Genomic DNA, 13048 nt, shown 5'->3' with positions numbered 1-13048 from the left:
TCATCTCTCTAAGGACTGTGACAGCACTATCAGATGTCGAGTTTCCTCAAGTCCGGGAACATCAATCGGCTCAAGCAGCTCAACATTGATTCCATCTGGAAGCTCAGCAATCTCCTCTTCTGTTTTTGCGCCTTTCATAGCCAGCCAACGACCACCTGGGGAAAGCAGCGGCCGAGTCAGCGTAACGAAGTCGGAGAGCGAAGCAAAAGCTCGGCTCGTAATCATGTCCCATTCACCCTGCAACTTTTCCACTCGAGAGTGCCGGGCACGCAAATTTCTAAGACCCAGTTCGATCGCTGCCTGATTGACAAATGCCGCTTTCTTCCCAACAGCATCAACGCCCGTAACCTCCAGATCAGGACGAAGAATAGCCACCGGCACCGATGGCAACCCGCCTCCGCAGCCGACATCAAGAATGTTTTTAGCATCCGGAGAAACGCGCCTCAGCCATGGAACTAGCGCCGCAGAATCGAGCAAATGGTGCGTGAGCACTTCTTCTGGTCTGCGTATCGCGGTCAGGTTGTACACGCGATTCCATTTCAGAAGAAGCGCCGCATAGCCTAGGAATGAATGGATGGTCTTTTCATCGACAGACAGACCTTCAGCCTCCAGTCCGGCACGCAGCATGGAACTATCAATTGCAATTGAATTCATCAAAGAAGCATTCCGAAGAAACACTTTATTTTCCAGCCGCCGATTGATCAACCGGTACTGAGCCCTTGTCTCGCTGATAGTAATAGCGACGCTTTAGGTGAACAAGCAAAAGTGCAACTGCTGCTGGCGTCACGCCCGAGACGCGTGATGCCTGACCAAGCGTTTCCGGTCTTGCAGACTTGAGCTTCTGCCGAACTTCAAAAGAAAGCCCGGTTACCGCGTCATAATCCATAGCGTCCGGGATGACCAGCGTTTCATTAGCAAGAGCTTTTTCGATTTCGTCCTTCTGCCGCTCAACATACCCGGCATACTTCACTTCAACTTCAACCTGAGTCCGTTCAGCTTCATTGAGGTCAGAGAAATCCGCAGCAAGACTGCCGTCCGTGCGCCGAAGAGTTGCCAACTCGGACATCCGAACATTAGGTCTTGCGAGCAAGCTCCGGAGAGGATATTCGCGTTCAATCGACGTCCCGAGCACGCGCTCTGCTTCTGCCGCGGCAATAATCTTGGGATTCACCCATGTATCCTTGAGCTTTTCCAAGGCTTTCTGCACACGCTCGGTTTTACGATTGAAATATTCCCAACGCGCATCGTCCACCAAACCCAGGCGACGACCTATCGGAGTTAGACGGGTATCGGCATTATCCTCACGAAGCGAAAGCCGGTATTCCGCACGACTGGTAAACATACGATAGGGTTCAGTAACGCCCTTCGTCGTCAGATCATCCACCATGACGCCGAGATAAGCCTCATCGCGACGAGGCGTCCAGCCTTCATCTCCGCGCGCGTACAGTGCAGCATTTAGACCGGCTAGGATTCCCTGTGCTGCCGCCTCTTCATAGCCCGTCGTACCGTTAATCTGTCCGGCAAAAAAAAGTCCCGGCAATGCCTTGGTTTCCAAAGTGCGCTTCAGTCCGCGCGGATCGTAGTAGTCATATTCAATGGCATAGCCCGGGCGAATAAGATGCGCGTTCTCTAAGCCAGGCATCATTCTGACCATACGATACTGCACATCGAACGGCAGACTGGTAGAAATACCGTTGGGGTAAAACTCCTGGACATCAAGTCCTTCCGGTTCAAGAAAAACCTGATGGCTGTCCTTCGAAGCAAAGCGCTTTACCTTGTCCTCGATCGAAGGACAGTAGCGGGGACCCACGCCCTGGATAACGCCTGCGTACATAGGCGAACGATCGAGATTAGCCAGAATGAGCTCATGCATTTCCTTCGTCGTACGCGTAATCCAGCAAGGCATCTGCCTTGGATGAGCATTCGCTGGCCGAATCAAGGAGAAATCCGGAATCGGATCCAAATCACCCCATTGCTCCTCGCAACGACTGAAATCGATTGAGCGCCCATCGATTCGAGCAGGCGTCCCGGTTTTCAGTCGCCCCTGAGGCATACCGAGGTCCTTCAGGCGCTCGGCGAGCCTGACGCTTGCAGGATCCCCCATGCGGCCCGCCTGATAATGCTCCAAGCCAATGTGAACCAGCCCGTTAAGGAAGGTGCCAGAACAAATGACCACCGATCGCGAATGGAATCGTATGCCAGTCTGTGTGACAACGCCGCTGGCAGCACCATTTTCAACGATCAGATCGTCGGCTGCCATCTGGAATACCGTAAGGTTTTGCTGCGACTCTATGCGTCTGCGCATCTCTCGCCGATAGAGCTGACGATCAATCTGTGCGCGCGTTGCATGTACTGCCGCACCTTTCGAGCTATTCAGAATGCGGAATTGAATCCCTGCAGCATCTGTTACCTGAGCCATAGCTCCGCCCAGAGCATCCAGCTCTTTGACGAGGTGCCCCTTGCCTATGCCGCCGATCGACGGATTACAGGAAAGCTGTCCAACAGTGTCGAGATTATGCGTAATAAGAAGAGTCTTTCGCCCCATGCGTGCAGCAGCAAGAGCGGCTTCCGCGCCCGCATGCCCGCAACCGACGACGATGACCTCGTAGCTTTCTGGGTATTCCATAGCTTACAAATCCAGAGTCTTTGACTCACTTGCCGATACAGAATCGGCTGAAGATGATGTCGAGGAGTCCTTCAGCATCCGTCTCTCCAAGGATTTCCCCAAGAGAACGGCCTGCAAGGCGCAGCTCTTCAGCAAGGAACTCCATCATACCGAAGCCACTGTCAGCAATCTCCAGGGCCCTGCGGATGTGAACGCCTGCCTGACGCAAACATTCGAGATGTCGCTCACGCGCAAGAAACACTTCTTCGGTACCACCGGCCATATCGGCAAGATCGAGCACCCTTGACTTCAAGTCCTCAAGTCCCTCGCCATTTTTGGCTGAAATCGCAATAGCGCCCCTTGACTGCAGCTCGTTGAGCACGCCATCTGACGCCAAATCGCACTTATTTGCAATGTGGAGTACTGGAGTGCCGCAACGAACCGTTTCTTCGACACGCTTTAACGCGTCGGCATCGTCCGCTACTTGGCCCGAAGCATCTGACAGCGCCAGAACAATATCTGCTTCCTTAAGAGCCTGCAGAGAACGCTCAATGCCCTTTGATTCCACAACATCCGTGGTATCACGCAGGCCTGCAGTATCCACTATACGAAGCGGCACCCCATTAAATGCGGTCCAGTGCTCTATTCGGTCGCGCGTGGTTCCGGCAATATCCGTCACAATGGCAACTTCTTCTCCGGCCAGCGCATTGAGCAGACTTGATTTACCAACATTAGGCGCACCGACAAGCGCAACAGTTAGTCCCTCTGCAAGCACAGCCCCTTTACGCGCGGTCTTAAGAAGTTCATCGATGCGCCCTGCGGCAGTTTCCATTCTTTGAACAATTTCATCCGCCATCAGGTCATCAAGTTCCTCTTCCGGAAAGTCAAGCTGGGCTTCCGTTAGCGCCCGAGCTTCATCCAAAAGACTGCCAACCGCATGAATGCGTCTGGAAAAGTCACCGGAAAGGGAACGCGCCGCGGCCTGCGCCGATGCCTCGCTCACGGCATCAATCAATCCGCTGACTGCTTCAGCCTGTGCCAGATCGATGCGCCCATTAAGAAACGCGCGTTTGGTAAATTCACCGGGTTCTGCGATGCGAATGCCGATAAAGGCAAGTTTTTCAAGAACGGATCGCAGAATAAGCCTGAGAAGCATTGGCCCGCCGTGAGCCTGAATTTCCAGGACAGTTTCCCCGGTGTAACTTGCCGGAGCCGGGAAGTAAAGAACAATAGCTCGGTCAAGCAATGCGCCTTTCACATCCGTTACATCAAGAAGATGCGCATGCCGTGGCTCGAGCAAAATGCCAGGGAAAAGCGTACTGAGCATTGCATCCGTGTGATGGACCGGCACGGAAAGTCGCACCACGCCGATTGCGCCGCGTCCGGCAGCCGTCGCTATAGCGACGATGGGAGTTTTGTCATTGAGCTGCATATTGCACATCTCTTCTTTTTTAGAATGCAGAGAGCGATCTCAACCTCAAAAAGGCAACTAACCTCATGTCGCTTCAGGATCCTCGTTCCTCCCGGCGCGGACAATTTTTCGGTTCTGCCCTCGCCGGCGTCTGTACTGCAGTCATTCTCTCCGTACCAGCCTCAGCCTATACGGCTCGTTTTTTTGGGGACAGCTATGAAACCCGCTCTTTGATCTACTGCGGCTTCATGCTATGGGTAGTCTGCGGGGCAATCGCCGTTTTTGCCAAAACCTGGAAGACGGAGGAGAACCGACTTTCAGTCAGAAGAATTTTCCTCTGGTTTGCTTCCGTCTGGCTCTGGCCTCTTCTTCTGGCAGCCTCGTCTCTAAATTCGAGGAAAAGCCTTCATAAATAAATGAAGGCCGGGCGGCTCTTCTGATGAAAGAGATTCTCGCCCGGCCGACTTTTAATCAGGCTTCGCGCTCGATGAGCGCGAGGTCTCGGCTACTTATTTCTGTTTTGCTAGCCGCTTCGCGCGTTCCTCGGCGATCGTCTTATTGATCCACCACTGCTGAGCAATAGAAAGAATATTGTTTGTAAGCCAGTAGAGAACCAGGCCTGCAGCAAAGACGAAGAACATCACGGAGAAAACTACCGGCATGATGTACATCACTTTTGCCTGAGTCGGATCGGTGGGCTTCGGATTGAGGAAAATCTGCAGGAACATGGTGATTGCCATCAGGAGAGGCAACACAAACCAAGGATCGGGCACTGCAAGATCGTGCACCCAGAAGATCCACGGAGCTCCACGCAATTCCACCGAGCCCTGAAGAACCCAGTAGAGAGCGAGGAAAACAGGAATCTGCAGCATGATCGGGAGACACCCGCCAATCGGATTGATCTTCTCAGTCCGATAGAGTTCCATCATTGCTTGGTTGAGGCGCTGCTTGTCGTCCTTATATTTTTCCTGCAGCGCCTTCATGCGGGGCGTCACTTCCTTCATGCGGGCCATAGAGCGATAGCCTGCCGCAGAGATAGGATAGAGCACAGCCTTCACAATGCAGGTGAGAAGCACAATCGCCCAGCCCCAGTTGCCGACGATTCCATAGAGGAAGTCAAGCAGCCAGTAAATCGGCTTTGCGAGGAACGTAAGCCACCCGTAGTCAACCACCAGTTCAAGTCCGGGAGCGAGCTGCTCGAGTCGGGCCTGTTCCTGAGGACCGGAATAGAAAGTTGCGCGATCCGTCACGGAAGCCCCCGGCGCCACCTCCTTCATGGAGACCAGGGTGCCGATGGCATAGAGATCCTTTGTGACTTCACGAGCGTAATTCTGACGAGACTCACCCTGCGAAGGAATCCATGCACTCACAAAATGATGCTGCACCATTGCGAGCCAACCATTATCAGTCTTCTCGACAAAGGAAGCATCCTTATCGTGAATGTCAGAAAAATCTATCTTTTGGAAGTTTTCTTCACTTGTATAGAAAGCCGGTCCAGTAAACGTCGAATACATCGAGCTTTCGCCAGCTGGCTTGCTCGAGTCGCGCGTAATCTGATAGTAAATCTGGGGCGAAACGGCCTTTTCTGTCTGATTCGTAACGGTCGTGGAGACATCCATACCGTAATAGCCGCGCTTGAAGGAATAGGTCTTGGTTACCTTTAAACCACCTTTTTCCGCTTCAAAGACAACATCAAGCTTGTCGGAGCCGTCCATGGAAAGCGACTTGCTTACCAGCTTGAATTCATCGGCATGAGTAGGATAGTCGCCGCCAACAAGTCCACTCTGAGCCATGTAGGTGTGCGCGCCCTGAACATTAAGAAGCTTGACGTTGCCAAGATCTTCAGCGGGCTTACGTCCGAGAATCATGCCGGCTAGTCCCACCTCAGTCCAGTCTGCCTGCTGCGGGAAAAGGAGCATTTCCGTGCCAATCACACGGGCCCCCTGAAGATCAAACGTGACCTTCATCCGATCCGTAGTAACGACCACCGGCTCCTTGACTGGCGTTGCGGCTGCCTGAACTTCAACAGCCTTGGCGTCCGGAGCTGGAGCAGGAATATCTGCGGTGCCTGCGCTCTGTGAGGTTTCAACAGTCTCTTGAGGCGCTGCAAAGAAAGACTTTCCGCCCTTATAGACTTGATAATTGTCCCATAGCATGAAAAGCGATCCGAAAAGGATCACCCACAAAAGGGCACGCTGAACTTCTCTTCCCATAAAGCTCTCTTGGATTGAGTTAGGGGTAATTTAAAGATTAAAGAAGGATCGCCCGCTCTCGTTCGCTCCTTCTTCATGAATGTCCTTGCAGTCTCTGCACCAGCATCGCCAGCGAAAGGTATTCGGGACCGGATCATACCCTCTACCGCCTAGTGGATGGCATCGCAGAAGCCTCATTGCTGTCATCCACCCTCCCTTCAGAGCGCCATGACGCTCCAAAGCTTCAATAGCATACTGCGAGCAGGTAGGCAGATAACGGCATTCACGTCCCACCCATGGCGACAAAGTTAGCTGGTAGAGTCGAATGAGTCCGATCATCAGCCGCTTCAGGAAATTCATATTTTCCCTTCTTTTGCGGGCTGGGCTTTGCGGCGTTGATCCGCTCGGCGCACAACCGTCTCTAGAAGGACTGCAGCATCAGCGTGAAGTTTTTCCTTCAAGCTGCTGCGTGAGGATGCTCCGAGAGAACTAAGCTCGGTTTTAAGCCTCAAAGAAATATCCAGCCCGCAATTTCTCGAAGCAAGGATCTCTCTGAGTTCAGGAAGCCGCAGCCTTGCTGCTTCCCTTAAAGCACGTTTCACGATTGCCCTGTCAACAGAAAGCGGCGCATTGCGTTTGCCGACAGTAATGCCTACACGAACACGACACAACTCAGAATTCTCGAGGCATCCCGCTGTGAAATACGCAGAATGGACGCGGAACGACTGTGCATTCCGCGTCCTCAATATCACACCGAAATCAGCGCTTTTAATAAGTCGACTGCTTCGGGGAAATCCATAGTTCTCCGCCGGGCTTCCGGTCACGGCAAGCATCCAGCCGTGTTAGGGCAACCGCAATTAGAGGGCGAGAACGTGACGGCCCTTGGCGCGACGACGAGCCAGAACGCGACGACCGCCCTTCGTACGGCTGCGAACGAGGAAGCCGTGAGTGCGGGCACGCTTGGTCTTGGAGGGCTGATAGGTACGCTTGGTAGCCATGATGTTGTTTCCTTTGTCTCGAGGGAGAAGCTTGTAGAGACTGGATTGCCTCTATTCAGCGGATGAAGAATCCAAAACAGTCTGAATACTGCTCTGACGCATTCCTCTTGGTCTCCGACGCCCCTAATTCAGGGCGGGACTGGAGGAAGCCTAGAAAAGCTCGCTATTACACAACAATCTGCGTGGTCTTGTCAAACCTCGGACTGTGGAAAATTGCATGTACTCCGGAGATTCAATCTAAGCCGTAGGATGGGAAAACGCTTCCAGTAGTAAAACAGCTAACGGAAACACTATATGTAGATATATCCATCTAGAGAAAAACATCCTCTTGTGTATATCAATAAATTGTAAGTACTTGATTACTTAAATTGCCTACTACTTCAAGGATTCTTTATTCACATCGTTTTGTGGATAAATTAAGTTTTCAAGAACTTCCGGCATCTGTGTGGATAACTTTTTTAGTTATATTTCAATATATTGCAAAGTTATCCACAAAGAAATTGCCATTTTCAGAAAAAAACTTGGTAAAATGAACGATCCCTGCCCGTCGGGCAATAGCAAGAGTCGGACTTACTTCCGCCTTGTCCTTCAACGTTTAGCTCTTTATTCGGCCTATGCAAGTCTTTTGGCAAAAGTGTCTGGACAATCTGAGAGAGTTTGTTCAGAGCGCACCAAAAATCTATGACACGTGGTTCAAAGTAATCAATCCCGTTGCCTGGGATCCGGATAATGGAGTGTTGACGCTCGAAGCTCCCGCCTCCAAAGTTCGCTTTCTTCGAGATACATACCTCAAGAATATTCAGCGCATTGCGACCCACGTCAATGACGATCAGCCGGTAACCGTCTCTCTCATCGCAGTTCAGAAAGAGGCCACGGAAGTTCAGAAGCCCTCTGCCGGAACGTCAGAGTCCGAGGTGCGTCGACGTGAGGAAACCGGTCTCTTACCGGGGCTTACGTTTGAAAACTATGTCAACGGCAATGCCAATCAACTTGCTGTAGCTGCGGCAGAACACGTCGCCACAACTACCGGCACCCAGTACAACCCTCTGTACATTTACGGTGGGGTCGGACTAGGCAAAACGCATCTCATGCAGGCCATCGGCCATCGCTACCTGGATCTACATCCCAAGGCGAAAGTCCGCTGCGTCTCTGCTCAGGATTTCATTAACGAATACACGGCAGCCGTCCGTGAGTCTGCTAATAAGACTCACGCAAGCCTTGAAAAGTTCGATGAGCGCTATCGCAACCTCGATCTGCTCCTCATTGATGATGTTCAGTCGCTTTCCGGAGCCAAAGGTTCCCAAGGGCAGTTCTTCCGTGCGTTTGAAGCGCTTGTCCCACACAACAAGCAGCTCGTCATCACTTCAGATACTTATACGCGCGGGCTAAAGGATATTGAACCTCGCTTGATTTCCCGCCTTTCTCAGGGACTGTCCGTAGCTATTGAACCTCCTGAGTTCGAAATGCGAACAGCTATTCTGCTCAATAAAGCGAAAGCTATGGGCGTTAATCTTCCCGATGAAGTGGCAGCTTTTATTGCCAAGCGACTTAAGTCCAATGTCCGTGAACTCGAAGGCGCCCTTCAGCAGGTCGTCGCTTATCAGCAGTTTCAGCCGTCTGCGTCGCGCGAAATTACCATTGATATCGCTAAACGCGTACTGAGGGATCAGTTCCAGGTCGTCAACAGTCTGATTACCATTGAGAATATTCAGAAAACAGTGGCTGACTACTACAAGATCAAAGTGGCAGACATGCACTCAAAGCGCCGACCTGCCTACATTGCCTTACCAAGACAAATCGCCATGTATCTCACGAAGGAACTGACGCAGCATAGTCTTCCAGAAATTGGGGAAAATTTTGGGGGCCGAGATCACACAACCGTCATGCATGCGGTTCGTAAAATCACCCAGGAACGGCAGAGCAATGCTGAACTCAATCATGAGATTCATGTGCTTGAACAAATGATCCGCGGCTAGAACTCGATCTGCCATCCTCACCACATCGATTAATTACGCTTTTCCAGTCAGATCATGAAGCTTATTGCCAGTCCTGTTGAGAATCTCTTCAAACCCGTCAAGACGGTATCGGGCATTGTGGAACGCAACCAGTCCCTGCCTGTTATCAGCAACATTTTGATAGAACAAAGTGACGAGTCCGTCACCTTCTCAACAACGGACCTCGATATTCAGATCCGTACCTCTGCGCCGGTCGGCGTCTCCGGAACTGAGGGCACCTTTACGGTTTCGGCACAGAAAGCCTCTGAAATTCTTGCAGCTCTTCGTCCCCTTGATGTTGTCGAAATTGATGTCGGAGAAGACGGACTCGCTGCCTTTTCCGTGCCTGGGGGACGTTTTACAGTTCAAACGCTGCCGCCGGAGGACTTCCCGATCATTAAAACCCAGACGCCGGTAAGTTCTTTTACGTTGCCCGCTAAAACCCTTCGCTATCTTCTGACAATGACCTCCTTTGCTATGGCGGCAAAGGACATTCGTTACTATCTGATGGGGGTTCTGCTCGTTGCCCAGGGTTCAAAGCTCCGTGCGGTAGCGACGGATACACATCGTCTCGCCTATTGCGAAGCAGTAGTGGACGGCATGATGCAGGATGAAAAGGTCGAAGCAATTGTTCCCCGCAAGACCGTGCGCGAGCTGATGCGCATCCTCCCTGAAGATGATTCACCGGTTGTGGTCAATCTGGGTGATACGCAGATCTGCTTCAAATTCGGTAATGTGGAATTCATTTCCAAGTTGATTGAAGGAAAGTTCCCGGATTATCAACGTGTCATGCCGACAGAAGATACTAATCCGCAGTGCGTGCGCCTCAATCGTGAAGAACTTCTTCTGGCGCTTCGCCGGGTGCAGATTCTTACCAATGAAAAATTTCACGGCATGCGATGGCTTTTCAAGGAAGGTCAGCTCCTCATTCAAGGCAATAACGCCGAGCAAGAAGAAGCTAGTCAGACGGTTCATGCTCCTTGGACATGGGGGGAACTCGACATTGGCTTCAATCTGCTCTACATGATTGAGCTTCTCACCAATCTGAAGAATTCCGAAGTGGACTTCCATTTTGCTCCCACGCCGAAGAGCGTCCTGGTCACGATGCCGGAATCCTCAAGCTTCCGCTATCTCATCATGCCGATGAGAATTTAAGCGACGCCTTTGCGCCTGAGGTGCTTTCCCTCCAAAAAACGATGCCTTGAGAAAGGCTGTTCTCGGCTCGTCCCCAACATCGATTCGCCCTGTTCATTCCATATGCCGGGGCGAATCCAAGGATTAAAGATTTCATGTCCGAAGCGGAAAATCCCATGATTGAAGCGCCCGAAGCGCTGCCCCAGGTCCAAAATCTGGATGAAATTCATCCGGATCAGAATCCCAGTGCCTACAACGAATCGAGCATTCAGATTCTTGAAGGGTTAGAAGCCGTTAGAAAACGCCCAGGGATGTATATCGGCGATACAGCCGACGGCTCCGGACTGCATCACCTTGTCTATGAAGTTGTCGACAACTCCATTGATGAGGCGCTTGCAGGATTTGCGACTCACATTGAGGTCACGATTCACACCGACAATTCTGTTTCGGTCGTTGATGATGGCCGCGGCATTCCATCTGCGATCAAATGGGATGACAAACACGATCCCAAGCGAAGCGCTGCGGAAATTGCACTTACAGAGCTCCATGCCGGCGGTAAATTCGACAATAACGGCTACAAGATCTCGGGCGGCCTCCATGGTGTAGGCGTTTCCTGCGTCAATGCGCTTTCCTCCTGGCTTCGCCTTACTGTACGCCGTGACGGAGAGGCGAGATTCCTCGAATTCCGCAAGGGATTAGTGCAAAACAGGATCGTGGAGCAGCTCCCCAATCCTCATACAGGCAAGCTCGAAAATGTTTCTCCCATGAAGCTTCTCGGGCCGACGAATCGCCGCGGAACTGAAGTTCACTTCCTCCCTGATTTAACCATCTTTGAAAAAGTCACGCAGTTCAGCTACGACACGCTGCTCTCGCGCCTGCGCGAGCTTTCGTTTTTGAATTCTGGCGTGAGCATTACGCTCAAAGATTTGCGCACCTCGCATGAAGCTCATCTAAAAACCGACAAGGGTCTGGTTGCTTATGTTGAATATAAGAACCAGTCCAGAACGGTGCTTCACCCAAAGATTTTTCACGCCAAAGGGACGGTTCTCTCAAGCGGAACCCCTGTGGAAGTGGAAATTGCGATGCAGTGGCAGGACAGCTACAACGAAAGCCTCACTGCCTACACGAACAACATTCCCCAACGCGACGGCGGCACGCACGTTACTGGCCTGCGTGCAGCTATGACTCGCGTGCTGAAGAACTATATCGCGAAGAATGAACTCGCCAAGAAGGCTAAGGTCGATCCTGAAGGCGATGACATGCGCGAGGGCCTCACCTGCGTGTTGTCTGTAAAGGTTCCTCAGCCCAAATTTAGTTCCCAGACAAAGGACAAGCTTGTTTCCAGCGAAGTCCGTCCTGCAGTAGAGGATATTGTTGGCCGTGAGCTCGAACTTTATCTTGAGCAAAATCCGACCGATGCCAAGATCATTTGCGAGAAGATCATCACGGCCGCGCGCGCACGCGAAGCCGCTCGCAAAGCACGCGATCTCACCCGGAAAACCGGCGTTGGCGGAGGACTGCCTGGGAAGCTTGCCGACTGTCGCGAAAAGAATCCGGCGTACTCCGAACTTTTCCTCGTAGAGGGCGATTCCGCGGGTGGATCTGCCAAACAGGGGCGAAACTCCCAGAATCAGGCCATTCTTCCGCTGCGCGGCAAGGTTCTCAATGTGGAAAAGGCCGCTCAGGACAAGCTTCTTGATTCCGAGCAGATCCGCATGCTGACCCTTGCTCTCGGCACCAACATCGGTAAGAACTTCGATATTTCAAAACTGCGCTATCACCGCATCATCATCATGACCGATGCGGACGTGGATGGTGCGCACATCCGCACCCTGCTTCTCACGCTGTTCTACCGACAGATGCCCGAACTCCTTGAAAACGGGTATGTGTATATTGCTCAGCCGCCGCTCTATAAAGTCCAGAAGAACAGCAAGGACAAAGGGCGCTTCCTCAAGGATGAAGCTGAAATGAGCGCCTATCTGACGGATCTTGCGCTCAAAGGGGCAGAGCTCTATCCCAATGAGGAAGCCGTAAAGACTAACGCTCCTATACGTGGAAGCGCACTGGAGTCCCTAGTGGCCGAGTATCTCCAGGCCCATGCCGTTATCTCCCGCTTGGGCAACGTCCTTGACACCGGCGTACTTCTTGCCATTGCTGCCGGCACTGAACTGTCGCTCGAAAATTCATTTGACGCTCAGGAAAGCGCCAGGCGCCTCGAACGTGAAATGCGCGACCCCAACGTTAAAGTTGAAGCGCAATGGAATGAAGAGGAGGAAAAACACATCCTCAAGGTCCATCGCATGAAGCACGGCAATGCTAAAACCACTACCGTCCTGCCGGAATTCATCCTATCTGCTGACTATCAGAAGCTTCGCGAAAGCTCCCGGATGCTCCAAGGTGTAATAGGTGAAGGGGCTCGCGTGAAGCGAGATAAAGATGAGGCTCCTGTCAAGAACTTTGCCGAGGTCGTCAACTGGCTGATGCGTCAGGCAGAGAAAGGTCTTATCCGTCAGCGATACAAAGGTCTTGGCGAGATGACTCCGGAGCAGTTGCGAGACACCACGATGGATCCGAAAGTACGCCGAATGCTTCGCGTACGCATTGAAGACGCAGCTAATGCCGACGCGATTTTCTCAATGCTCATGGGAGACATCGTAGAGCCGCGCAGAGCCTTCATCGAGAGCAATGCGCTCTTCGGAAATATCGACACCTGA

General features: G+C 52.1%; 10 protein-coding genes. 3 read left to right on the top strand and 7 right to left on the bottom strand.

Annotation, left to right across the window (positions count from 1 at the left end):
- From rsmG to rpmH, 7 genes are all read right to left on the bottom strand, one after another.
- Nucleotides 1-654 carry a 16S rRNA (guanine(527)-N(7))-methyltransferase RsmG gene (rsmG, locus tag FG381_RS07995; RefSeq protein WP_139688330.1) on the bottom strand — a complete coding sequence of 218 codons (654 nt, stop codon included), beginning with the start codon at nucleotides 652-654 and terminating at the stop codon, nucleotides 1-3.
- Between the two features lie 25 nt (nucleotides 655-679).
- On the bottom strand, nucleotides 680-2626 hold the full coding sequence (mnmG, locus tag FG381_RS07990; RefSeq protein ID WP_139688329.1) for a tRNA uridine-5-carboxymethylaminomethyl(34) synthesis enzyme MnmG: 1947 nt from the start codon (nucleotides 2624-2626) through the stop codon (nucleotides 680-682).
- A 25-nt stretch (nucleotides 2627-2651) separates the two neighbouring features.
- Nucleotides 2652-4037 carry a tRNA uridine-5-carboxymethylaminomethyl(34) synthesis GTPase MnmE gene (gene mnmE, locus FG381_RS07985; protein ID WP_139688328.1) on the bottom strand — a complete coding sequence of 462 codons (1386 nt, stop codon included), beginning with the start codon at nucleotides 4035-4037 and terminating at the stop codon, nucleotides 2652-2654.
- A gap of 488 nt (nucleotides 4038-4525) precedes the next feature.
- Complete coding sequence (gene yidC / locus FG381_RS07975; protein WP_139688326.1) at nucleotides 4526-6229, bottom strand: membrane protein insertase YidC; 1704 nt, start codon at nucleotides 6227-6229, stop codon at nucleotides 4526-4528.
- A 30-nt stretch (nucleotides 6230-6259) separates the two neighbouring features.
- The gene (gene yidD, locus FG381_RS07970) at nucleotides 6260-6547 is read right to left on the bottom strand and encodes a membrane protein insertion efficiency factor YidD (RefSeq protein WP_228025708.1); all 288 of its coding nucleotides are present in this window, start codon (nucleotides 6545-6547) and stop codon (nucleotides 6260-6262) included.
- Nucleotides 6548-6564: 17 nt separating this feature from the next.
- On the bottom strand, nucleotides 6565-7041 hold the full coding sequence (locus tag FG381_RS12945) for a ribonuclease P protein component (protein ID WP_139688324.1): 477 nt from the start codon (nucleotides 7039-7041) through the stop codon (nucleotides 6565-6567).
- A 24-nt stretch (nucleotides 7042-7065) separates the two neighbouring features.
- Nucleotides 7066-7206, bottom strand: a complete 141-nt coding sequence (gene rpmH, locus FG381_RS07960) for a 50S ribosomal protein L34 (RefSeq protein ID WP_005429158.1) — start codon at nucleotides 7204-7206, stop codon at nucleotides 7066-7068.
- 614 nt (nucleotides 7207-7820) lie between these two features.
- Here rpmH and dnaA point away from each other — a divergent pair.
- The 3 genes from dnaA (at nucleotide 7821) to FG381_RS07945 (ending at nucleotide 13048) form a co-directional block, all read left to right on the top strand.
- The gene (dnaA, locus tag FG381_RS07955) at nucleotides 7821-9182 is read left to right on the top strand and encodes a chromosomal replication initiator protein DnaA (RefSeq protein WP_139688323.1); all 1362 of its coding nucleotides are present in this window, start codon (nucleotides 7821-7823) and stop codon (nucleotides 9180-9182) included.
- 54 nt (nucleotides 9183-9236) lie between these two features.
- Nucleotides 9237-10355, top strand: coding sequence for a DNA polymerase III subunit beta (dnaN, locus tag FG381_RS07950; RefSeq protein ID WP_139688322.1), 1119 nt, complete (start codon nucleotides 9237-9239; stop codon nucleotides 10353-10355).
- Between the two features lie 134 nt (nucleotides 10356-10489).
- On the top strand, nucleotides 10490-13048 hold the full coding sequence (locus tag FG381_RS07945; RefSeq protein WP_139688321.1) for a DNA gyrase subunit B: 2559 nt from the start codon (nucleotides 10490-10492) through the stop codon (nucleotides 13046-13048).

The sequence above is a fragment of the Sutterella faecalis genome (genome assembly GCF_006337085.1).
Taxonomy (GTDB): domain Bacteria; phylum Pseudomonadota; class Gammaproteobacteria; order Burkholderiales; family Burkholderiaceae_F; genus Sutterella; species Sutterella faecalis.
This window is presented reverse-complemented; position numbering and strand designations above follow the sequence as displayed.

What these genes read in the sequence shown, in the direction of transcription:
- rsmG (WP_139688330.1), bottom strand. Translation starts at nt 654, where the DNA reads ATGAATTCAATTGCAATTGATAGTTCCATGCTGCGTGCCGGACTGGAG.
- mnmG (WP_139688329.1), bottom strand. Translation starts at nt 2,626, where the DNA reads ATGGAATACCCAGAAAGCTACGAGGTCATCGTCGTCGGTTGCGGGCAT.
- mnmE (WP_139688328.1), bottom strand. Translation starts at nt 4,037, where the DNA reads ATGCAGCTCAATGACAAAACTCCCATCGTCGCTATAGCGACGGCTGCC.
- yidC (WP_139688326.1), bottom strand. Translation starts at nt 6,229, where the DNA reads ATGGGAAGAGAAGTTCAGCGTGCCCTTTTGTGGGTGATCCTTTTCGGA.
- yidD (WP_228025708.1), bottom strand. Translation starts at nt 6,547, where the DNA reads ATGATCGGACTCATTCGACTCTACCAGCTAACTTTGTCGCCATGGGTG.
- FG381_RS12945 (WP_139688324.1), bottom strand. Translation starts at nt 7,041, where the DNA reads ATGCTTGCCGTGACCGGAAGCCCGGCGGAGAACTATGGATTTCCCCGA.
- rpmH (WP_005429158.1), bottom strand. Translation starts at nt 7,206, where the DNA reads ATGGCTACCAAGCGTACCTATCAGCCCTCCAAGACCAAGCGTGCCCGC.
- dnaA (WP_139688323.1), top strand. Translation starts at nt 7,821, where the DNA reads ATGCAAGTCTTTTGGCAAAAGTGTCTGGACAATCTGAGAGAGTTTGTT.
- dnaN (WP_139688322.1), top strand. Translation starts at nt 9,237, where the DNA reads ATGAAGCTTATTGCCAGTCCTGTTGAGAATCTCTTCAAACCCGTCAAG.
- FG381_RS07945 (WP_139688321.1), top strand. Translation starts at nt 10,490, where the DNA reads ATGTCCGAAGCGGAAAATCCCATGATTGAAGCGCCCGAAGCGCTGCCC.